This is a genomic window from Shewanella sp. SR43-8, from assembly GCF_014163775.1.
Classification (GTDB): Bacteria; Pseudomonadota; Gammaproteobacteria; order Enterobacterales; family Shewanellaceae; genus Shewanella; species Shewanella vesiculosa.
This window is the reverse complement of record NZ_JACJDX010000016.1, coordinates 1-20678: the sequence shown is the minus strand read 5'-3', so window position 1 is coordinate 20678 and position 20678 is coordinate 1. Positions and strand designations below refer to the sequence as shown.

General features: G+C 42.0%; 22 protein-coding genes. 13 read left to right on the top strand and 9 right to left on the bottom strand.

Going from position 1 to position 20678, the window contains the following annotated elements; all coding sequences use genetic code 11:
- The first annotated feature begins 4 nt into the window (after positions 1 to 4).
- Together H5114_RS18170 and hemG (H5114_RS18165) are read left to right on the top strand one after the other, a co-directional pair.
- Complete coding sequence (locus H5114_RS18170) at positions 5 to 1462, top strand: TrkH family potassium uptake protein (RefSeq protein WP_124016556.1); 1458 nt, start codon at positions 5 to 7, stop codon at positions 1460 to 1462.
- Positions 1462 to 1992 (top strand): menaquinone-dependent protoporphyrinogen IX dehydrogenase, encoded by a 531-nt coding sequence (gene hemG, locus H5114_RS18165; RefSeq protein WP_182723690.1) that lies wholly within the window; start codon positions 1462 to 1464, stop codon positions 1990 to 1992. The genes H5114_RS18170 and hemG (H5114_RS18165) overlap by 1 nt, the downstream gene beginning before the upstream one ends.
- Before the next feature lie 104 nt (positions 1993 to 2096).
- On the opposite strand, the gene H5114_RS18160 is transcribed toward hemG (H5114_RS18165), so the two are convergent.
- The gene (locus H5114_RS18160; protein ID WP_124016554.1) at positions 2097 to 2402 is read right to left on the bottom strand and encodes a metalloregulator ArsR/SmtB family transcription factor; all 306 of its coding nucleotides are present in this window, start codon (positions 2400 to 2402) and stop codon (positions 2097 to 2099) included.
- A 198-nt stretch (positions 2403 to 2600) separates the two neighbouring features.
- Between H5114_RS18160 and hemG (H5114_RS18155) the strand changes: the two genes are divergently transcribed.
- A complete protein-coding gene (gene hemG / locus H5114_RS18155; RefSeq protein ID WP_124016553.1) occupies positions 2601 to 3152 on the top strand; it encodes a menaquinone-dependent protoporphyrinogen IX dehydrogenase in 552 nt (183 codons plus the stop codon).
- 5 nt (positions 3153 to 3157) lie between these two features.
- On the opposite strand, the gene H5114_RS18150 is transcribed toward hemG (H5114_RS18155), so the two are convergent.
- Genes H5114_RS18150 through def form a run of 5 tightly spaced genes read right to left on the bottom strand, consistent with a single transcriptional unit; the run spans position 3158 to position 8794 of the window.
- On the bottom strand, positions 3158 to 4600 hold the full coding sequence (locus tag H5114_RS18150; RefSeq protein WP_182698819.1) for a TrkH family potassium uptake protein: 1443 nt from the start codon (positions 4598 to 4600) through the stop codon (positions 3158 to 3160).
- A 5-nt stretch (positions 4601 to 4605) separates the two neighbouring features.
- Complete coding sequence (gene trkA / locus H5114_RS18145) at positions 4606 to 6015, bottom strand: Trk system potassium transporter TrkA (protein ID WP_124016551.1); 1410 nt, start codon at positions 6013 to 6015, stop codon at positions 4606 to 4608.
- Positions 6016 to 6031: 16 nt separating this feature from the next.
- On the bottom strand, positions 6032 to 7315 hold the full coding sequence (rsmB, locus tag H5114_RS18140) for a 16S rRNA (cytosine(967)-C(5))-methyltransferase RsmB (protein ID WP_124016550.1): 1284 nt from the start codon (positions 7313 to 7315) through the stop codon (positions 6032 to 6034).
- A 1-nt stretch (position 7316) separates the two neighbouring features.
- The gene (fmt, locus tag H5114_RS18135) at positions 7317 to 8273 is read right to left on the bottom strand and encodes a methionyl-tRNA formyltransferase (protein WP_182698818.1); all 957 of its coding nucleotides are present in this window, start codon (positions 8271 to 8273) and stop codon (positions 7317 to 7319) included.
- Between the two features lie 8 nt (positions 8274 to 8281).
- The gene (gene def / locus H5114_RS18130; protein WP_220487684.1) at positions 8282 to 8794 is read right to left on the bottom strand and encodes a peptide deformylase; all 513 of its coding nucleotides are present in this window, start codon (positions 8792 to 8794) and stop codon (positions 8282 to 8284) included.
- 126 nt (positions 8795 to 8920) lie between these two features.
- Between def and H5114_RS18125 the strand changes: the two genes are divergently transcribed.
- The 6 genes from H5114_RS18125 to hemF all read left to right on the top strand — a co-directional run bounded on the left by H5114_RS18125 (position 8921) and on the right by hemF (position 13769).
- The gene (locus H5114_RS18125; RefSeq protein WP_124016547.1) at positions 8921 to 10027 is read left to right on the top strand and encodes a LysM peptidoglycan-binding domain-containing protein; all 1107 of its coding nucleotides are present in this window, start codon (positions 8921 to 8923) and stop codon (positions 10025 to 10027) included.
- Between the two features lie 83 nt (positions 10028 to 10110).
- Complete coding sequence (dprA, locus tag H5114_RS18120; RefSeq protein WP_182698845.1) at positions 10111 to 11127, top strand: DNA-processing protein DprA; 1017 nt, start codon at positions 10111 to 10113, stop codon at positions 11125 to 11127.
- 2 nt (positions 11128 to 11129) lie between these two features.
- Positions 11130 to 11603, top strand: a complete 474-nt coding sequence (locus H5114_RS18115; protein WP_182698816.1) for a DUF494 family protein — start codon at positions 11130 to 11132, stop codon at positions 11601 to 11603.
- A gap of 59 nt (positions 11604 to 11662) precedes the next feature.
- Complete coding sequence (locus H5114_RS18110) at positions 11663 to 12226, top strand: type I DNA topoisomerase (RefSeq protein WP_182698815.1); 564 nt, start codon at positions 11663 to 11665, stop codon at positions 12224 to 12226.
- Between the two features lie 39 nt (positions 12227 to 12265).
- On the top strand, positions 12266 to 12832 hold the full coding sequence (locus H5114_RS18105) for an L-threonylcarbamoyladenylate synthase (protein ID WP_124016544.1): 567 nt from the start codon (positions 12266 to 12268) through the stop codon (positions 12830 to 12832).
- A 4-nt stretch (positions 12833 to 12836) separates the two neighbouring features.
- Complete coding sequence (gene hemF, locus H5114_RS18100; RefSeq protein WP_182698814.1) at positions 12837 to 13769, top strand: oxygen-dependent coproporphyrinogen oxidase; 933 nt, start codon at positions 12837 to 12839, stop codon at positions 13767 to 13769.
- 24 nt (positions 13770 to 13793) lie between these two features.
- Here hemF and H5114_RS18095 read toward each other — a convergent pair whose 3' ends face one another.
- On the bottom strand, positions 13794 to 14228 hold the full coding sequence (locus H5114_RS18095; protein WP_182723689.1) for a group II truncated hemoglobin: 435 nt from the start codon (positions 14226 to 14228) through the stop codon (positions 13794 to 13796).
- A gap of 158 nt (positions 14229 to 14386) precedes the next feature.
- Between H5114_RS18095 and H5114_RS18090 the strand changes: the two genes are divergently transcribed.
- The 4 genes from H5114_RS18090 to H5114_RS18075 are packed head-to-tail and all read left to right on the top strand — an operon-like array spanning position 14387 to position 18187.
- Positions 14387 to 15766, top strand: coding sequence for an amidohydrolase (locus H5114_RS18090; protein ID WP_182698812.1), 1380 nt, complete (start codon positions 14387 to 14389; stop codon positions 15764 to 15766).
- 11 nt (positions 15767 to 15777) lie between these two features.
- On the top strand, positions 15778 to 17037 hold the full coding sequence (locus H5114_RS18085; protein ID WP_182723688.1) for an amidohydrolase family protein: 1260 nt from the start codon (positions 15778 to 15780) through the stop codon (positions 17035 to 17037).
- A 56-nt stretch (positions 17038 to 17093) separates the two neighbouring features.
- The gene (aroE, locus tag H5114_RS18080; protein WP_182698810.1) at positions 17094 to 17927 is read left to right on the top strand and encodes a shikimate dehydrogenase; all 834 of its coding nucleotides are present in this window, start codon (positions 17094 to 17096) and stop codon (positions 17925 to 17927) included.
- Positions 17927 to 18187, top strand: a complete 261-nt coding sequence (locus H5114_RS18075) for a DUF1488 domain-containing protein (RefSeq protein ID WP_182723687.1) — start codon at positions 17927 to 17929, stop codon at positions 18185 to 18187. Before aroE ends, H5114_RS18075 begins: the two co-directional genes overlap by 1 nt.
- Before the next feature lie 5 nt (positions 18188 to 18192).
- On the opposite strand, the gene H5114_RS18070 is transcribed toward H5114_RS18075, so the two are convergent.
- A complete protein-coding gene (locus H5114_RS18070) occupies positions 18193 to 19449 on the bottom strand; it encodes a sensor domain-containing diguanylate cyclase (protein ID WP_310736399.1) in 1257 nt (418 codons plus the stop codon).
- Positions 19450 to 19734: 285 nt separating this feature from the next.
- The gene (locus tag H5114_RS18065; protein WP_182723685.1) at positions 19735 to 20280 is read right to left on the bottom strand and encodes a gamma carbonic anhydrase family protein; all 546 of its coding nucleotides are present in this window, start codon (positions 20278 to 20280) and stop codon (positions 19735 to 19737) included.
- Positions 20281 to 20678: the final 398 nt, after the last annotated feature.

Sequence of the window (20678 nt, the reverse complement as noted above, 5' to 3'; positions counted from 1 at the left end):
CTTAATGCAATATAAAACAATTATTAGAATTACCGGTTTGCTGATGGGATTATTTTCAATCACTATGCTGCCGTCAGCATTAGTGGCTATCTTGTACAAAGATGGTGGTGGTACTGCTTTTATTCAGGCTTTTTTTGTCAGTATTTTTTTAGGGTTTTTATTATGGTATCCCAATCGTCATCAAAAAGCTGAGCTGCGAACTCGTGAAGGTTTTTTGATTGTGGTGTTGTTCTGGACCGTTTTGGGGTCGATAGGTGCACTGCCGTTTATTTTTGCTAATAACCCCGATTTAAGTTGGACCGACAGTTTTTTTGAATCGTTTTCAGCGTTAACTACCACGGGAGCCACCGTTATTGTTGGCTTAGATGACTTGCCTAAGTCAATATTGTTTTATCGTCATTTGCTGCAGTGGATGGGCGGTATGGGGATTATTGTATTAGCCGTCGCTATTCTACCTTTGCTGGGTATTGGTGGTATGCAGCTATATAAAGCAGAAGTACCGGGGCCAGTAAAAGACACTAAAGTGACACCGCGTATTGCTGAAACAGCTAAAGCATTGTGGTACATATACTTTATGCTTACCTCTGCTTGCGCATTGGCATATTACTTTGCGGGTATGGATGCTTTTGATGCTATTTGTCATTCGTTTTCGACCATTGCGATTGGTGGTTTTTCTACTCATGATGCCAGCATGGGCTACTTTCAAAGCCCGTTGATCAATGTGATTTGTGCAATATTCTTGCTGATTGCGGCGGTCAATTTTAGCTTACACTTCGCTGCATTCACTCGCCGTGGCATTAACGTTAAAGTGTATTTAAAAGATGCTGAGTTTAGGGTGATTATTGCGATTCAATTGGTGTTGACTGCGATTTGTTTTATCACTTTGTATCAGTCTGGTATTTACGATACGCCAGAGAAAACCCTTGATTATGCCTTTTTTCAAGTGGTTTCTATTTCCACAACCGCTGGCTTTGGTACCGAAAGTTTTCATTCCTGGCCGTTGTTTTTGCCTATTTTATTAATATTTTCCAGCTTTATTGGTGGTTGTGCAGGCTCAACAGGTGGCGGCATAAAAGTGATTCGATTCATTCTACTTATTCTGCAAGGTTCACGTGAGCTTAAGCGCTTAGTGCATCCTAAAGCATTGTATTCAATAAAAATTGGTTCAACTGCATTGCCGGATAGAATTATTGATGCTGTGTGGGGATTCTTTTCTGCTTATGCATTAGTCTTTGTCGTCTGTATGGTGATTTTGATGGCTTTAGATATGGACGCCATTACTGCGTTCAGTGCAACCGCTGCAAGTATCAATAACTTGGGCCCAGGTTTAGGTGACGTTGCATCAAATTATGCGAGTATTTCAGACGGTGCAAAGTGGGTACTGGTCATGGCAATGCTATTCGGTCGATTAGAGGTGTTCACCTTATTGGTGCTATTCACTCCAACATTTTGGAAAAATTAATGTTAAACACGCTTATTTTATACTCAACGGTTGACGGGCAGACATTAGCCATTTGTCAGAAAATTCAACAAAGATTAACTGAGCAAGGTGAGCAAGTTAATCTCGTCAATCTGGCACAGGTGAGTGCTGATGCATTAGCTTGTGCTGATAAAGTGGTAATAGGTGCCAGTATTCGCTACGGTAAACATAGACCAGAGTTGTTCAAGTTTGCCTCACAAAACAAGGCGATACTTGATACCAAACTGAATAGTTTTTTTACCGTAAACGTTGTGGCAAGAAAACCTGAGAAAAATACCCCAGAGACCAATCCATATATGGTGAAGTTTCTCGATTTATCCGCTTGGCAGCCTCAGCTGCTAGGGGTATTTGCCGGTAAAATTGATTATCCTCGTTATCGTTTCTTCGATAAATTTATGATTCGATTTATCATGTGGATGACCAAAGGACCGACTGATACTAAGGGGACGTTCGAGTTTACTGATTGGGGTAAAGTGGATGATTATGCTAAAAAGATAGCTGCGCAAAAATAATCTCATAGCATTAATAGCGTGTCTAATGATACGCGCTATTAACGCTCGATATGGTTTAAATACCTATGTTGTGTAAACTAGATAGTGGTTAACCCTCACAGTCTTTAAACGCAGTAGCGTCGATGTAGAATAGAAATAACCTCGGTAACTTGTTCATTCTTAAGTGTGTAATAAACGACTTGTGAACTCTTACGTGTGTTGACCAAATCTTGAGTTCGCAGTACCGCCAAATGCTGTGACAAGGCAGATTGGCTCAGCGGGACAGTTTCATTTAACTCTGTAACACTTAACTCATTTTCTAGCAGTAAACATAAAATCATTAAGCGGTAAGGATTCGCAATGGCTTTGAGCCATTGTGCTGCCGTTTCTGCATTATTAAGCATTGTTGCGACATCGATATCTTGCTTCATGAGAGTCCTTATATGACTTTTAATGACCAGCTAGTTTGGATACAGCCGTGTTTATTTAACATCATACTTCCGCATCATCGAGATCTCAATTTTAACTATTAAATATATGAGCTATTTCTAATTTGTGATCATTACAGAGGTTTTAAAAAGCTTTTCTTGCCAAACTGAGGCAAATTAATCAGTAATGAGAGCCGCAAAATGGCCAATATTTTAGTGTTGTATTATTCTCGAGGTGGCCACACCGCACACATTAGCCGTGCAATTGCAGAGCAAATTCAATCTAAAGGCGATCATTGTGATGTGGTGAATCTTAACGATAAGATCCCAATTGAGTGGTCTAAATATCAAGCTGTGGCCTTAGGTGCTTGTGTACTTTATGGTTCTTATCATAAATCGGTATTTGAGTTTGTACGTATAAATCAGCAACATTTATCGCAACTTCCCAATAGTTTTTTTTGCGTTAATGTGGTGGCTCGCAAACCTGAAAAACGTATCCCTGAGAACAATAAATACCTACAGAAGTTTTTAACTTTATCGCCGTGGAAACCACAAGATGTCAAAATTATTGCCGGTAAAGTCGATTACCCATCCTGGCCTTGGTATGACAGCTTGATGATCCGTCTTATTATGAAAATGACCGATGGACCTACAGATCCCAGTGCCATTATCGATTATACCGACTGGGAGGATGTGAAAGTCTATGCTGATCACATTCGCCATTTAGCATCTGCTGCGGCAGTGGTTGCTTAAGGAACCTAAAAACGCCAAAATTTAGGGTGAAACAATACCGCAACAGTGAGTATTTCCAAGCGCCCTAATAACATACCTATTGCTAATGCCCATTTTGCGACATCTGGCAGCGGGGCAAAGTTACCTGCAGGGCCAATAATTGGCCCAAGGCCTGGCCCTACGTTGGTCACAGCCGTTATCGCGCCAGTAAAGCTCGTCATTGGGTCTAAGCCTGTGAGCACTAAAGTAATTGACAGCATTAATATGACGATAACCATCAGCATAAAAAATGCCATGATTGAGCGGACAATATCATCATTAATGCGATGGCCATTATATTTGTCTTTAAACACACCATTAGGGTGGAATTGTTGCTTAATTTGTTGACGCATAATGGAGAATGCGATTTGAAAACGAAATATTTTTATCCCACCAGATGTCGAGCCGGAACAACTGCCAATAAACATTAAAAATAAAAATACTACACTGGCCACAGCGCCCCATGATTGATAATCAGTTAAGCCATAACCTGTGGTGGTAATCACTGAAGTGACATTAAAACTGGCTAATCTTAATGCATCGATAAACGCTATATCTTGTTCTCGCCATAGCCAAAAAGCGAGTGAAAACGACACCAGTAATACAAAGCGTAAAAACCCTATGACTTGTTGGTCGTTCCATAAGCGTACACTGCGTTGCTGTATGGTTTGTACAAACATTAATAGCGGTAATCCACCCGCTAACATAAACACAATTCCTACCCAATGTGCTGAATGCGAAAAGGCTGCCATTGAGCTATCTGACGTTGAATATCCACCAGTTGATAATGTTGTCATGGCATGATTAATAGCATCAAACCAACTCATGCCAGCCATATGATAAGACACAGTACACAGCAGTGTTAGGACGACATAAATAAGAAACAAGTGTTTAGCCATATGCTGGGTGCGAGGAATGGTTTTGTCGCTCCAGTCAGATGACTCCGTTCTAAATAAGCGCATTCCCCCAACATTGAGAAACGGCAAAATTGCTACTGCCATAACAATAAACCCAATGCCACCTAACCATTGTAGTAATGAACGCCATACTAGAATGCTACGGTCCATGCTGTCTAAGCCCGACATGACTGTCGAGCCTGTAGTGGTAATGCCAGACATAGTCTCAAAGAACGCGTCGGTATAATTGATACCGTGATAAAGAGTGAAGGGCAGTGCGGCAAATAAACTCACTACAAACCAAGTAATACTCGTCAGCATGAACATGTCGCGGATATTGAGATTAAAATGATGGTTTCGACCATTTTGAATGCACAAAATAGCGATAAATCCGCTACATAAACCGGATATCATAAAGTCGCCAATAGTCTCTTCACCATAAAATAGTGCAAAAGCCATGGGGACGAACATAAATCCGGTTAGTATTGAGAGGAAAATACCGAGGATAAAAATGATTTGTTTGGCGTTAAACATAATAACTAAAAGAAAAAAGCACTAGGTTGGAATAGTTTTTCGACGTCACCAATGAACTTCTTATTTACTAAGAATAAGATGACATGGTCACCCTGCTCAATCACGGTTTTATCGTGGCCCATTAATACTTCATCATTACGGACGATTGCACCAATGGTGGTTCCCGGTGGTAATTTAATGTCGCCAATCTTTTTCCCCACCACTTTTGATGTGCTTGAGTCTCCATGGGCAATCGCTTCAATGGCTTCTGCTGCGCCACGGCGCAACGAATACACATTACAGATATCACCTTGACGAATATGAGTTAACAGCGCTGAAATTGTCGCTTGCTGGGGCGATATCGCAATATCAATATTCGCTTCTTGGACAATATCGACATAGGCTTCACGTTGGATTAGCACCATGACTTTTTTAGCGCCCATACGTTTGGCTAGTAAAGCCGACATAATATTGGCTTCGTCGTCATTGGTGACCGCAATAAATACATCAGTTTGATCGATATTTTCTTCTAGTAATAATTCTTGGTCAGAAGCATCACCACAAAACACTGTGGTTTTTTCGAGTTTTTCCGACAGTAACTCAGCACGCTCTTGACGGTGCTCAATCAATTTAACTGAATGAGTACGTTGCAGCTTTTGGGCCAGACCAAAACCAATATTACCGCCACCGGCAATCATGATATTGCGGTACGAATTATCCAGCTTTTGCATTTCACTCATCACGGCACGAATATGGCGACTATCGGCGACGAAAAAGACTTCATCATCGGCTTCAATAATCGTGGTGCCTCGCGGCATGATGGGACGGCCTTGTCTAAAAATAGCGGCAACCCGGGTATCAATATTGGGCATATGTTCGCGAAGTGTCGCAAGTGCATTACCCACCAGTGGACCACCATAATAGGCTTTAACTGCTACCAGGCTGAGCTTTCCTTTTGCGAATTCAAGTACTTGAAGGGCGCCTGGATACTCAACTAATCTTTGTATGTAAGTAGTTACTAACTGCTCGGGTGCGATGAGTTGATCTATAATAAAACCGCCACGAGGCTTAGCATCGCCACTCTTAATTTCGCTGTTAATAAACAGTTTATCTTGTAGTTCCAAATACGCTTCTGAGCGAATACGAGCAATCTTTGTGGGGGTACCAAATAGGCTATAAGCGATTTGGCAGGCTGCCATGTTGCATTCGTCACTGTTAGTCACCGCAATGAGCATGTCTGCGTCTTCTGCGCCTGCCTCTTTTAAAATATTAGGATGGGCGCCATGACCGACAACAACACGTAAATCAAATTTATCTTGCAACAGTCTGAGTCGAGCTCGATCACTGTCGACGAGTGTGATGTCGTTATTTTCACCGACCAAGTTCTCAGCGAGTGTGCCGCCAACTTGCCCAGCCCCTAAAATAATAATTTTCATGGCTTGAGGTACATCCTTAAATTGCTTTAACTAGGCGCGCGTAATAAAAGCCGTCCATATTGTCTTGTCCTGGCAAAATTTGCCAACCGATGTCATCGAGCTGAGTTTGTTGCTCTATCGGTATTAGACTCGCATCCGCTGTTCGTTCTAGGAATTGTTCAACTTGTTGGCTATTTTCCTGCGGTAAAATAGAGCAGGTTGCATACAACAATGTGCCACCAGGTTTAAGCCATTGCCAGCAATGATCTAATATCTGTTTTTGTAAATTCGCTAATTCTTCAATGTCGCTATTTTTTCGTAACCACTTTATGTCTGGGTGACGACGAATAACCCCAGTAGCAGAGCAAGGTGCATCAAGTAATATTCGATCAAATTGCTGTCCTTGCCACCACGATGGGATATCCGCGGCATCGCCGTGAATAAGTTGCGCTTTTAAATGCAACCTGTCCAGATTTTGTTGTACTCGAGCAAGGCGTTTTTGATCAAAGTCGACTGCAACTAAATTGATATTGGGAGCGAGCTCTAGCAAGTGGCAACTTTTGCCACCTGGTGCGGCGCAAGCATCTAAAACAAGTTCATCAGCTTTCGGTGCCAGTAAGGTTGCTGCCCATTGTGCGGCGCCATCTTGTACTGATGCGGCACCTTCCATAAAATCAGGTAGTGCAGCCACATCTTTTGCAGCATCAAGCAATATAGCATCTTGGCTTGGGCCTGCTTGAGCTGGAATATCGTATTGAGCTAATGCCGCTAAATAAGTGTCACGTGTTTGTAACTGCTGATTATTGCGCAGCCACATTGGTGGACGCTGGTGGCTCTGCTCAATAATATGTTGCCATTTGTCAGGATAAGCTTGTTGTAAGCGTTTAATAAACCAAGCAGGAGTGTTAAAGCGTAAGGTGTCTGAGTCAGTATTTAGTTCGGCGTCTTGACGCTGAATGGTCCGCAATACACCATTGACTACTTTTACTAAACCATCAAAACGAAGCTGTCTGCAGGCTTCTGCCGTTTCAGAAATCGCCGCATGTGCCGGTATACGAGTAAAGTAAAGCTGGTAACAACCGACAATCAACAATTGATGCAATATACGTTGTTTACCTTTAAAGGGCTTTGCCAAACAGTCACTTACACATTTATCTAACTGGGGTAATTGGCGCATTACGCCATAACATAATTCTGCCAGTAAGGCTTTGTCTTTGCCATTGTCGAGGTGTTGTTGCTGATCGGGTAGTGCGACCGATAATGAGATACCTTTTTCAAGTACTTCATAAATCGTTTTGGCTGCTAATGCGCGCACATTCATGCTAGTTGGCCTCTTGGTTTATACATATACCAGCAGTAAACCAATCACCACGAGCATTGAGAATATCGGCCACATCAAGCGGCTTTTTATTAGGCAGCTGCATGGTTTTAATGATTAACTTACCATCTGCCGTGGCAACCTCAATCCCTTGTTTAGTTGCCGCAATAATCGTTCCTGGAGATTCGGTGCATTTGTCATCAGAGTAATCTGCCTGCCACACTTTTATGCTACTTTGTTGATGATCAAAGTAGCTTACTGGCCAAGGATTAAATGCACGAATTTCTTGCCATAATTGCTTAGCACTTTTGTGCCAATCAAGACGCGCTTCTTCTTTTGACAACTTTTCAGCATAGTTAGCCAATGTTTCATCTTGTTTTTCTGCTTTTAGGCTACCTTCACTTAAACCAAACAGTGCCTGTACTAAGGCTTTTGGCCCTTGCTCGGCGAGTTTTTCATAAAGGCTGGCTGAGGTATCGGTATCTTCGATCGGTAAATGCGTTTTGAGCAGCATATCACCAGTGTCTAGGCCAATATCCATCTGCATAATGGTGACACCGGTTTGTGTATCACCAGCCCACAATGCCCGTTGGATTGGTGCCGCTCCGCGCCAGCGCGGTAAAATTGAACCGTGAACATTGATACAGCCTAAGCGCGGGGTATCAAGTACTATCTTTGGTAAAATCAATCCGTAAGCAACCACCACCATGATATCTGCGTTAAGGCTGGCTAATTCTGCTTGCGCCTCTTCATTTCGCAATGAGCTGGGTTGGAATACGGTGATTCCATTTTTTAACGCCAAATCTTTTACTGGGCTTGCTGTGAGTTTCTTACCTCGCCCAGCAGGTCTGTCGGGTTGGGTATAAGCTGCAATCACCTCATGTTCTGAGTCTATGAGTGCCTGTAAATGGCCAGCCGCGAAATCCGGAGTACCGGCAAAGATAATTTTTAACGGTTTCAAATTTATTCCTATGCTTCTCTAGCATCTAAACGAGCTTCTTTTTCAAGCTTAGTTTTAATGCGTTGGCGTTTCAATGGCGATAAATAATCGACAAATAACTTACCTTTTAAGTGATCCATTTCATGTTGAATACAAATAGCAAACAACTCATCAGCTTCAACGGTAAACTCTTTACCGTGACGATCTAGTGCTTTTAAGGTGACAAACTCGGCGCGATCAACTTTAGCGTAAATCCCCGGTACCGATAAGCAACCTTCTTCATTGGCCAAGTCACCGCTGCTCGCGACAATTTGTGGATTAATAAAAATAGTCGGTCGTTCAACATCATCTTGTAGATCCATCACAATCAGTTGCTGATGAAAATCCACTTGAGTTGCTGCCAGACCAATTCCTTTTTCTTGGTACATTGTTTCTAGCATGTTATCTATTTGTGTCTGTAGCTCTGGACCGAAATCCGTTACAGGCTGAGCAATAGTGCGTAAACGTTCATCTGGAAAGCGTAAAACATTAAGTAATGGCATATATAAACTCTTAACAAGTCTGTCAAATTTCAGCCAGTTAGCTATACTGGCTATTGCGATAAGGGTAATTTTAATCCTTACCGCCTTTCAATAACAGTAAAAAGCTCTAATAAAGAGCTAAACAACATGGACCGCACCATGAAACGCTTACTTTTACTTGCTTTTTTATCATTAAATATTTTTGTGGCCCACGCTGATACATTAACTTTAAAGGCGGGGCATCCTGACACGTATGTCGTTAAAAAAGGCGATACATTGTGGGATATCTCCGGATATTTTTTAAATGATCCTTGGCGTTGGCCTAAATTGTGGGGAGTTAATCCGCAAATTGCCAACCCACATCTTATTTATCCAGGCGATAGACTGACATTAGTCTTTATCGATGGTCAGCCTCGTTTAGTGGTTAAGCAACATGTTAAAAAAAGTCCTGAAGGCCGTGTAGAGTCTAAGGATGGCCCGATCCCGGCGGTTGATCTGGCATTAATTAAACCTTATTTGGTACAAAATAGAGTGGTAGATCCGACTTGGTTATCAGGATTACCAATTGTAATGAGCGGTGAAAGCCCATCAATTCATCATGTGGTGGATGATATTGTTTATGTTAACGCGCAGCTGGAGCAAGGCCTAAAGGTTGCAATGTACCAAACGGGTCGTGAGTTTTTTGCTGCTGATAGTGGTGAATTATTAGGCCAAGAAATTATTTTGGCTTCTAGCGGGCGGGTCATTGAGTCTGGCGCAGTTTCAAAAGTTAAATTACTCAGCAGTTTACGCGAGACTAAAGGTGGCTATCATGTTGCGCCAGTGGAAGATGAAGCGTTAATGTCGGCTTATTTCATTCCGAAGGCGGCGGACTTAAATGTTGCTACTTCAATTATCGGTACTATAGGTAACATTCGTGAAGCCGGTAAGTTAGATGTCGTTTACCTTGATCGTGGCGCCGATGATGGCGTTGAGACTGGGCATGTTTTTTCAATGTATCGTGATGGCGAAAACATTATTATTGATAATGATGGCAATCCTGTTCGCCCCATTGACCGCTCTTCTTACGATAAATTATTGGCGAATTTCTCAGACGATATTGAGTATAAAATGCCGGATGTTTTTCATGGTAATTTGATGATTTTTAAAGTTTTTGATAAGACTAGCTTAGGCTTGATTATGTTTAATGATCGTCCTGTTCGCGTTGGCGATAAACTGATGAAACCTGACCCACTGACCATAAAAGGTGAATAATTTCAGATAAGTTGGTTGACTGGTTAGTTGTTTGTGCAGTATCTGGGCTAGGACCGGCTCGGGTTCAACAATTATTAACTCAAATGGACGTTGAAGAAATTCGCCAACGTCTTGAATTTGAACCACAGGCTTTGCCGCTACCAGCAAGCTTGTTGGCTAAATGCCATATTGACTTTAACAAGGTAGAACAAGCTTTAACCTGGCTTGATTCACAGCCTAATCACTATATTGTGACCCTCTCTGATCCGCTTTACCCTCCATTGCTTGCACAAATTAGCGATCCTCCACAGGTATTATTTGTTAAAGGGTCAATAGAATCGCTGGTATTACCTAGTGTCGCTATTGTTGGTAGTCGAAATGCCTCCCGGGGTGGATTAGATATGGCCGCAGATCTGGCTCGTCATTTAGCGAGCCAAGGGTTTGCCATTACCAGTGGTATGGCGACGGGTATTGATGGTGCAGCTCATAAAGCGACTTTAGCGGTTAATGGAACGACCATGGCTGTACTGGGTTGTGGGGTAGAGTGTATATACCCAAAGCGTCATCTAAATTTGTATCAAGACATTATCAATACTGGTTGTGTGATCAGTGAATATTGGCCTGATATAGGGCCCTTTGCGGGGAATTTTCCTCGGCGTAATCGTATTGTTAGTGGTTTAAGTTTGGGCACTGTTGTGGTGGAGGCTAGTCGTAAAAGTGGTTCGTTAATTAGTGCTCGGCTGGCAATGGAGCAAAATCGTGAAGTGTTTGCTGTACCAGGATCAGTATTAGGCGGCTATAGCCAAGGTTGTCATGATTTAATTAAAAATGGGGCAAAACTTGTCGAGTCTGCTGCCGATATAATAGAAGAATTAAGCTGTTTATCCGATTATCACCTTGAACAATTGCATCTACGGTACCATATACAGGATAATGCTATTTGTGATTTGCCATTTCATCCGCTGTTAGCTAGTGTAGGTTATGAAACAACTGCAGTCGATGCCGTGGTTGAGGATAGTGGAAAACCAATAGATCTGGTGTTAATACAAATGCTTGAACTTGAGTTACAAGGGTGGGTTGCAGCAGTGCCCGGTGGTTACGTCAGACTAAAGAGGAGTTAGCCATGTTCGATATCCTCATGTATTTATTTGAAAATTATGTTCATAGTGAAATTGAGCTATTAGTTGATGAAGATGAACTCACGAAAGAGTTAACCCGTGCAGGGTTTCATCAAGTTGATATTATAAAAGCACTTTCTTGGTTAGAGCATCTTGCCGATCTTCAAGAAAGTGATAAACCGTATTTATGTAATCACGCCCAACATTCATTCCGTATTTATACTAAAGCGGAAATGGACAAGTTAGATGTTGAGTGTCGTGGTTTTTTACTGTTTTTAGAGCAGATCCAAGTACTCAGTGTTGAAACTCGTGAAATGGTTATTGACCGTGTCATGGAGTTAGACGAACCCGCTTTAGTGTTAGAAGATCTCAAATGGGTGGTATTAATGGTACTATTTAATGTCCCTGGAAATGAGTCCGCCTACGAGCAAATGGAAGATTTAATCTTTGAGCAGCCAGAAGGGCGCTTACACTCATAACACAAAGGAGGCTTAGCCTCCTTTTTTAGATCTTCACAATATCATTCATTGAGAGCACGATGTCGAAAATTGATCAGCAGTTGTTTACTGCCCACGAGCATGCACTGGAGAAAGAGTTTGAACTTTGTCCTGTTTGTGGATCTGAACTGTCGGTTAAGCACAGTAAGCATGGCAGTTTTGTCGGCTGTAATAATTATCCCAGTTGCGATTATACTCGCCCATTAGTGCAACATGAGTCGTTAGAGACTCAAGTTATTAGTGGGTCGCAGTGTCCGCAGTGTGGTCATGAGCTTGCGGTTAAATCTGGTCGGTTTGGTATTTTTATCGGTTGCACTCACTACCCTGAATGTACTCATATTGAGAAGCACGATCATTCTCATCAAGCCGAAAAATTGACTTGTCCTCTGTGTGCTAAAGGTCACCTTGAATCTCGTACGAGTCGTTATGGTAAGACTTTTTTTGCTTGCAGTGCCTATCCAAAATGTAAGTTTATCGTAAACTATCCTCCCTACAATGAAGCTTGTCCTGATTGTGGCTTCGGGATTTTAGTTGAACGTAAAGGTGCTGCGGGTAGTCGAGTTGAATGTCCGCAAAAATCCTGTAAATATAAGCGAGCTTTATAGTTTTTCGCTTACACCATTAAAATGATGCGAGGAAATTCCATGTTGCAATTGCAGCCAGCTGCTGTCGTCTCCGTTATCAATCAAGGTGGAGTTATTGCTTATCCTACTGAAGCGGTATTTGGTTTAGGCTGTGATCCTGATAACGACAGTGCTATCGAAAAGTTATTGGCCGTAAAGCAACGTCCTTGGCAGAAAGGCTTAATCTTGGTCGCCAGTTCATTTGAGCAACTTCTACCTTATCTTGATTTGACTCAGCTAACGGAGCAGCAGTTGCAGTTTGCCCAATCAAAGTGGCCAGGGCCCTTCACTTTTGTGATGCCAATAAAACCGCATGTATCTAAATTACTCTGCGGTGAATTTGATTCGATAGCTGTGCGCATATCAGCACATCCTGTGGTGCGAGAGTTATGTAACACCCTTAATAAGCCCTTAGTATCGACAAGCGCCAATTTAGCCGGTGAGCCACCGGTCGTCGATGCACAAAATATCATCACAGATTTTAGTGATAAAATTGATGCATTGATTTTAGGTAAGCTGGGCGAACAGCGTCAGCCATCAACCATTATTGATGCCCGCAGTGGTAAAATTATTCGCAGTGGAAGCTAATACTATGTCAAACAACCGTTCTCAAGTACCCGACGTGCAAAAAGTAAAATCCTTTTTGTTAGCATTACAGCAAAATATTTGTCAGCGTTTAGAGCAACTCGATGGTAAAGCCAGCTTCAAAGCCGATTCATGGGAACGTGAAGAAGGTGGTGGCGGCACGAGCCGAGTATTAACTCAAGGCCAAGTGTTTGAGCAAGCCGGCGTTAACTTTTCCCATGTGATGGGGGCGGCTATGCCCGCATCGGCCACTGCTCATCGTCCAGAGTTAGCTGGCCGCAGTTTTGAAGCTATGGGGGTTTCATTGGTTATTCACCCTAATAATCCTTATATACCGACGACTCATGCTAACGTGCGTTTTTTTATTGCCAGTAAAGAGGGCGCTGATCCTGTGTGGTGGTTTGGTGGTGGGTTTGATTTAACCCCTTACTATCCATTTAAAGAAGATGTGGTTAGTTGGCATCAAACGGCTAAAGATATTTGCGATCCATTTGGTGAAGATGTTTATCCAAAGTACAAAAAATGGTGTGATGAGTACTTCTTCTTACCGCATCGTAATGAAACCCGTGGTGTCGGTGGATTGTTTTTTGATGATCTTAACGAACCAGGTTTTGAGCGAAGCTTTGAGTTTATGCAAGCGGTAGGCAACGGCTTTATTGACGCTTATGCGCCGATAGTCGAACGCAACAAAGAGTTAGAATATGGCGATGACGAACGCCAGTTCCAGCTTTATCGCCGTGGTCGCTATGTTGAGTTTAACTTGGTCTATGATCGTGGCACCTTATTTGGTCTACAAACAGGCGGTCGGACTGAATCTATTTTAATGTCGATGCCGCCATTGGTGCGTTGGGAATATGCATTTACTCCTGAACAAGGGAGCCCAGAAGCAGAACTGTATGACATCTACCTAAAACCTCAAGATTGGTTAGTCCAAACTTAATACTTGCCATGTCGCACTAATGAGTCATCGGTTACGCATATTGTCTGCTAAAGTCGAAATAGCCTGAATAATCACTTGTTGATGTTCAGGCTTTTTTATTGCGTTGGTGATCGCAGCACGCATACAAATTAACCACTGATCACGCATCGATTCATCAATCGCGAAGGGCATGTGCCTTGCTCGCAATGCCGGGTGACCATGTTTTTGCTGATAAAGTTGCGGACCACCCAACCAACCACTTAAGAACTCATACAGTTTTTGTTCAGACGATTGTATTGGCGAGCGATGCATCGCTAATAGTGCTTGGGTTTCAGGACGTGTTTGCATTTGTTGATAAAAGTCATGGGCAATCGCACGGATCACCTTGTCGCCACCAATAAGGTCGTAGGCATTTGACTGTGTGGTATCTCTGTCATCAACGTTTTGCTGTTTAGTGAATAATTTACGTAACCAGTTCATATTGTCAGTTATTAGGGGTGTCGAAGTTATTATATCGAAATCATTACCATCGATGGATTATTTTTTTGTTAACGTTTTGATACCAATTATTTAACGATTAGGCTGTATTTCAGCTGTTAACTTGGTTAGATTGGGTGAAAAATAAAAAGGAGAGCCAAATGGCAAAAGTAATGCCTTCATTGGTTGCTGTAGCGCTATCAACTGTAATTGTAGGTTGTAGCCCAGCACAACAAGACCCTAAAATCACAATCAATACCAATCCGTATCCTAGTACTTATCAAATATTGCCTAATTCAACCACACTGCTTAAAAATGCCATTGTATTAACCGGTACTGGTGAGCGTATTGATGATGCTGATGTATTGATAAAAGACGGCAAAATTAGTGCTGTTGGTCAACAGCTATCCGCTGCAGGTGCCGTGGTAATCGATGCTAAGGGTAAGTGGATTACTCCAGGTATTATTGATGTCCATTCACATTTAGGCGTGTATCCAAGCCCGAATGCTGAGTCACACAATGATGGCAACGAAATGACCAACCCAGTAACCGCTGAGGTATGGGCAGAGCATAGTGTATGGCCACAAGACCCTGGGTTTAATCGTGCCCGAGAAGGTGGTATCACTACGCTACAAATTTTACCGGGTTCGGCTAACCTAATTGGGGGCCGTGGGGTGACACTCAAAAATGTTCCCGCGACAACCATGCAAGCGATGAAGTTTCCAGCCGCGCCTTATGGATTGAAAATGGCCTGTGGTGAAAATCCTAAATCTTTATATGGTAGCCGTAACGAATTACCTATGACTCGTATGGGTAATATGGCGGGGTACCGTACAGCGTTTATTCAAGCAACAGAATACAAACGTGCTTGGGATAAATATGATGCTGACTATGCCGCAGGTAAGAACCCTGTAGCACCAGAGCGCGACTTAATGAAAGACACTCTAAAAGGTGTGCTTGAAGGTGATATTTTAATTCACAACCATTGTTACAAAGCTGAAGAAATGGCAATGATGATCGACCTAGGTAAGGAGTTCGGTTATCACGCCGGTACATTCCATCATGCTGTAGAAGCTTATAAAATTGCCGATTTACTTGCTGAGAATGGTAATTGTGCTGCTATGTGGCCAGATTGGTGGGGCTTTAAACTCGAAGCATACGACATGGTGCTTGAAAATGTTGCTATGGTCGATGCGGTTAAAAACTCTTGTGCTGTCGTGCACTCAGACTCTGGCGTAACCATACAGCGTCTTAATCAAGAAACAGCAAAAATCATGCATAACGCAAATGCTAACGGCTTTAACTTAAAAGCTGAGCACGTGATTGGCTGGATTACTGCTAACGCAGCAAAATCATTGGGTATTAGCGATAAGACTGGTTCACTCGAAAAGGGTAAAAATGCAGATGTGGTTGTATGGAATACCAATCCGTTTAGCGTATACGCTCAAGCTGAACAGGTATTTATTGATGGTGCAAAAGTGTATGACCGCCAAGACCCTGCCTATCAGGCACAAAGTGACTTTATGTTAGGTCAGGAATAAGGAGCAAGACAATGACATTATTTAACAAATCTGCGCTTGCTTTGAGTTTATCAATGAGTCTTGCTTTAGTGACTAGCGCTGTTAAGGCTGAAACTATTGCCATTATTCATGCCACCATGCATACCGCCACCGAACAAGGTGTATTAAAAGATGCTTCGGTTGTGATTGAAGACGGTAAAATTGTGGCTATTAATCCTCTATTACCGACTGCTGACACCATTATCGATGCCAAGGGTGCAATTTTAACACCTGGTTTTATTGCTAGCATGAATGATTTGGGCTTAGTGGAAATTGGTGCGGTAGCATCTTCACGTGATGCTTACGAAAAAGAAGCCGATGTTGTTTTCGATCCTAGTTTAGCTTACAACCCCAAGGCATCTACAGTGCCATTTGCTCGCAAAGGCGGGATAACTCGTAATGTAGTGTCATCAGGCGGTGGCGAAGGCATTTTTGCAGGACAAACATTTACCGTAGACTTAAGTGGTGATTGGGACAGTATACTGGCCGCTAACACCGGATTAGTTGTTGCATTAGGTGCTAAAGAAGAAGGCTCTCGTGCAGCAGGAATGCAGCAATTGATCCATAAACTTGAAGATGCTAAAAAAGCGCAAGCCAAAAAGAGTAAAACGAAAAAAACTGCTGAAGATGATAGCGAAGTGCCAAGTCGTGAAGATGAGATTATTCACGCGGTACTCGCGGGTGAAAAACCATTAATTATTGACGTCGACCGTGCCAGCGATATTTTGCATTTAATTAAACTTAAACAAGACTTAGGCATAGATCTTATCCTGGTCAATGCTGCAGATGCTGTATTAGTGGCTGATAAGCTAGCGCAAGCCAACATTCCCGTGGTTATTGATAGCATGCGTAACTTACCAGAAAGTTTCGATGCATTGCATAATTCTCTCGAAAATGCAGGTAAACTGGCAAACGCGGGTGTCAAAGTAGCCATTGCATTACCTGGTGATAGTCATGGTATTTACGCACTACGTTTTAGTGCTGGTAATGCGGTTGCTAACGGGATGAATTATGATGATGCCCTTGCTGCTGTGACGGCAAATGTGGCGGATATTTTTCATTTAGACTCTGGGCGGATTGCGGTCGGCAAGTCTGCAGATTTAGTGTTATGGAGCGGCGATCCGTTCGAGTTTAGCAGTAAGGTGCAAAAGATGTGGATTGCAGGAGAGGAGCAAAGCACAGACAGTCGTCAAGACAAGCTCCGTGATCGCTATTTACAAAAAACGGCAATGCCTGAAGCCTATAGCCGATAGCATCTCACGATTTACGTGGGACGTTTCCCTAAATCGTTAATGAAGAGACAAAGCGAATGACAGATAAGTATGCTGTATTTGGTAACCCAATAGCCCAAAGTAAGTCACCATTTATACATACTGAGTTTGCCAAGCAAACTCAGCAAGACTTAAGCTATGAAGCTATTCTCGCGCCGGTCGATCAATTTGACTCTTGGTTAACGGCATTCTTTGCCGATGGTGGAAAAGGTGCCAATGTTACTGCGCCTTTTAAAGAGCAGGCGTTTGCCATGTGCGACGAGCTCAGTGAGATGGCTAAACTCGCGGGCGCAGTCAATACCTTGTTTAATTTGCCCGATGGCAGAATTGGTGGTGATAATACTGACGGCATTGGTTTGGTTAATGACCTCGAAATGCTGTTTGGCTCCTTAAAAGGTAAACGAGTGTTACTGGTGGGTGCTGGTGGCGCGGCAAGAGGCTGCATTTTACCTATTTTACAGCACAATGTGGCTCAGCTCGTTATTTGTAACCGGACCCACGAAAAAGCAGTGCAGCTTCAAAGTTTATTTAATGAATACGGTAATTTTTTTGCTAAACCCATCGATGACCTCAAATCTCCATTTGATTTAGTGATTAATTCAACTTCAGCCGGTTTATCGGGGCAGTTAATTGCTCTTCCGAGTGTTATTGTTGATGAAACCACTGATTGTTATGACATGACTTATAGCCGCCAAACCACTGTATTTAACCAGTGGGCTCAAGATCTACATGCCCATAAAACTGCTGATGGTTTAGGTATGTTAGTCGGCCAAGCTGCAAAGAGTTTTAGCCTATGGCGTGGTGTCGTTCCTGAAACCGCTTCAGTTATGCGACAACTACGAGAATCAATGATGCAAAAGGTAGCTGATTAATGAATCAAAGCGTAATTTTTTCCGATCAGCTGTTTATTGAAACGAATCAAGTAAGGTTCATTGCGCAGCTGCAGGGCATGAATATTAACTGTTTTGCTAGCTTCGGTATTATCAGCAAGCTCTGTGATCATCAAGACGTAAGTCAACATAATGCCGCCGGTTTATTTGAGCAATACCGTTTTGATTTAGAAGACAAAGCGGAAAGTCTTATTGAACAAGAAGCTTTTAACGACAGCGGTGAGATTATAGTGGTGTGTTGATGTGCCTAATGAGTATGATTTATCTTGTGAGTTGCGCAATCTTCCGCAGCCGGCCTTTTTTTGAGACCTTTCTGGATGTACATATTGTTATCCGCTTGCTTAAAGGCGCTTGCCCAATCTTGAACAAATTGCGCAATCCCGAAACTAAAGTGAATTCCCGGCGATAAAGCCGCTAAGTCTTGTTGCAGTTGGCTGATTTGTTTTTCAATGGTTTCTATAGGACCACGGCATAATGCAACAAATTCATCGCCACCATAACGAGCAAGCAAAAATTCAGAGTGCCATAACTTTTTTAATGATTGCGCAAAGGCTTTTAATGCATCGTCACCCGCCTGATGTCCATGTTGGTCATTTAGCGGCTTTAAATTATCCATATCTAAAATAATAATGTAGCTGACTAAGTCTGGCTCATGTTGCCATTGTAAAATCGCGCTATCAAATTTCTTCCGGTTATATAGCTCAGTTAGTCCATCATAATCTGCCATGATTTCGATTTTTTTAGACTTCTGATACAGTGAAATTGCGTTAGCTGCTTCTGACGTAAGAATATTAACCAGATTTATATCATAATCACCAAAGGCTTCCATCTTGCTACTGTCTAAATTCATCATTCCATAAAGTTTACCGTCAATACGTATAGGGCTCGATAAGGTTGAGCAAATCGGCTTTGTTGAAGCATGTAAGAGTGAATGTTGATCATCGCTAGTGAGAGTACTTTTAGCATTAATGTTTTTCATATTGTTAATCACAACGGCTTTATCACAGCGCCCATTCGTGCTCCGAAATTGAAAGGTTTCCTCTAAAGTAAAATTTATTTTTCGCAAAGCCTCTAAATCTAAACCCACAACCGATTCAAATTGTAATCTACTGGTGTTCTTATCAACCAAAATCATACTGCCCATTTCGGCATCATCTATAGCAATAACCGCTTTTTGTAGTAGGGCGTCTAAGAAGGCATTTTCAGAATTGTATTGGCTCGATAAATTAACTAACTCATAAGTAGTGTCGTTAATATGGATAACTTGCTCTAAATGCTGCCAAAGCCGCAAAATATTCTGTTTATGAATGTGATAAGCGATGCCATAACTCAGTGTGTAAACACCACAAACAAGGAATAGAGATAGATAAAAGAACGAATTATTAGGTATGGCGAATGTGAAGATAATAATAAATAGTGATAAAGGTACTGCAAGCAACAGTAGATGACTGGTAAAATCGACATAGGCGATGTGTTTATTATTAATCAGACCTCTGGTATTCACTTCAAACATCCTGGTTTGTAAATAGCTAAAACGACTTAACGATTAAACATCGTGTCAGTTTTATATTAAGTTAAGTTGTCGCCTCTACTAATTTAACCCTAGTGATCAGCATTCGTACGATAATGGCAGTATAAATCATACTGTATGTGTTAATAACTCTCTATCTTGTTCATCACTATAGTGGTTAAGCCAATAATATAAATGTGTTGAATAACTCATTTAGACAAAACTTAAAACGATATAGACCAACTTCATACAGATCTATATCGCTTACATGGCGTTTCTCTATTGCTGTAAATCCACTAAGTATTCATTTTTTAAACGAACATAGTTATCTGCAGACATTGGCAAGAAGGCACGTTCTGCGTCAGTTAAAGGACGGACTTGTTTACAAGGACTGCCAACATACAAATAACCACTCTGCAAAACTTTATTGGGTGGTACTAATGAACCCGCTCCAACAATCACGTCATCTTCTACTATGGCCCCATCAAGTAAGATCGCACCCATTCCTATTAATACACGATGACCAATCTTGCAGCCATGCAACATTGCCTTATGACCAATAGTCACATCGTCACCGATAATCAAGGGATTTCCTTCAGGATTAGAAGGCGATTTACGCGTGACATGCAATATACTCCCATCTTGAACATTACTGCGTTTACCAATGCGGATTTTATTCACATCACCACGGGCGGCAACTAATGGCCAAACACTTGCGTCATGGTCTAGTTTTATATCGCCCACAAGTACCGCAGACTCATCAACATAGACGTTATCAGCCAAATTGGGGTGAATTCCTTGGTAAGTTCTTACATTAGTAGACATAACAATCCTTATATATTCATGGTTTATGACAGTATAATGCTTAAAAACTAGCTGGTCAGGCTAAATTATCCGCAAACAAGCCAAAAATAACAAATAACCTCAAAAAAGGCCTTGCACAAAATCTTGTGGTGCCTATAATGCGCATCCACTGACACGGCAGACAGCGAAAGCGGTTACCGGGTTGAGTTAAGTGGTTCAAAACACTGAGTTCAAGGCGAAAAGAAAGTTTGAAAAAACACTTGACGCCGACACGGGAAAGCGTAGAATACGCAGCCCAAGCCAACGACCTAGCGTCTTACGGCGATGTCTGAAAAATCGACATCACGTTCTTTAACAATCTAAACAAGAAATCTGTGTGGACATTCACAGGTATTGAGTTATTCGAAATTGTCTTCTGT

Excerpts from the sequence above, each read along its gene's own strand:
- def (WP_220487684.1), bottom strand. The coding sequence starts at position 8,794 with ATGCCATTACTTAATGTTTTACGCTTTCCAGATGAACGTTTACGCACT.
- dprA (WP_182698845.1), top strand. The coding sequence starts at position 10,111 with ATGGACGTTGAAGAAATTCGCCAACGTCTTGAATTTGAACCACAGGCT.
- H5114_RS18095 (WP_182723689.1), bottom strand. The coding sequence starts at position 14,228 with ATGAACTGGTTACGTAAATTATTCACTAAACAGCAAAACGTTGATGAC.
- H5114_RS18075 (WP_182723687.1), top strand. The coding sequence starts at position 17,927 with ATGAATCAAAGCGTAATTTTTTCCGATCAGCTGTTTATTGAAACGAAT.
- hemG (WP_124016553.1), top strand. The coding sequence starts at position 2,601 with ATGGCCAATATTTTAGTGTTGTATTATTCTCGAGGTGGCCACACCGCA.
- H5114_RS18160 (WP_124016554.1), bottom strand. The coding sequence starts at position 2,402 with ATGAAGCAAGATATCGATGTCGCAACAATGCTTAATAATGCAGAAACG.
- H5114_RS18170 (WP_124016556.1), top strand. The coding sequence starts at position 5 with ATGCAATATAAAACAATTATTAGAATTACCGGTTTGCTGATGGGATTA.
- H5114_RS18110 (WP_182698815.1), top strand. The coding sequence starts at position 11,663 with ATGTCGAAAATTGATCAGCAGTTGTTTACTGCCCACGAGCATGCACTG.
- H5114_RS18125 (WP_124016547.1), top strand. The coding sequence starts at position 8,921 with ATGGACCGCACCATGAAACGCTTACTTTTACTTGCTTTTTTATCATTA.
- H5114_RS18105 (WP_124016544.1), top strand. The coding sequence starts at position 12,266 with ATGTTGCAATTGCAGCCAGCTGCTGTCGTCTCCGTTATCAATCAAGGT.
- rsmB (WP_124016550.1), bottom strand. The coding sequence starts at position 7,315 with ATGAATGTGCGCGCATTAGCAGCCAAAACGATTTATGAAGTACTTGAA.
- H5114_RS18115 (WP_182698816.1), top strand. The coding sequence starts at position 11,130 with ATGTTCGATATCCTCATGTATTTATTTGAAAATTATGTTCATAGTGAA.
- hemF (WP_182698814.1), top strand. The coding sequence starts at position 12,837 with ATGTCAAACAACCGTTCTCAAGTACCCGACGTGCAAAAAGTAAAATCC.
- H5114_RS18085 (WP_182723688.1), top strand. The coding sequence starts at position 15,778 with ATGACATTATTTAACAAATCTGCGCTTGCTTTGAGTTTATCAATGAGT.
- H5114_RS18065 (WP_182723685.1), bottom strand. The coding sequence starts at position 20,280 with ATGTCTACTAATGTAAGAACTTACCAAGGAATTCACCCCAATTTGGCT.
- H5114_RS18090 (WP_182698812.1), top strand. The coding sequence starts at position 14,387 with ATGGCAAAAGTAATGCCTTCATTGGTTGCTGTAGCGCTATCAACTGTA.
- aroE (WP_182698810.1), top strand. The coding sequence starts at position 17,094 with ATGACAGATAAGTATGCTGTATTTGGTAACCCAATAGCCCAAAGTAAG.
- H5114_RS18150 (WP_182698819.1), bottom strand. The coding sequence starts at position 4,600 with ATGTTTAACGCCAAACAAATCATTTTTATCCTCGGTATTTTCCTCTCA.
- hemG (WP_182723690.1), top strand. The coding sequence starts at position 1,462 with ATGTTAAACACGCTTATTTTATACTCAACGGTTGACGGGCAGACATTA.
- trkA (WP_124016551.1), bottom strand. The coding sequence starts at position 6,015 with ATGAAAATTATTATTTTAGGGGCTGGGCAAGTTGGCGGCACACTCGCT.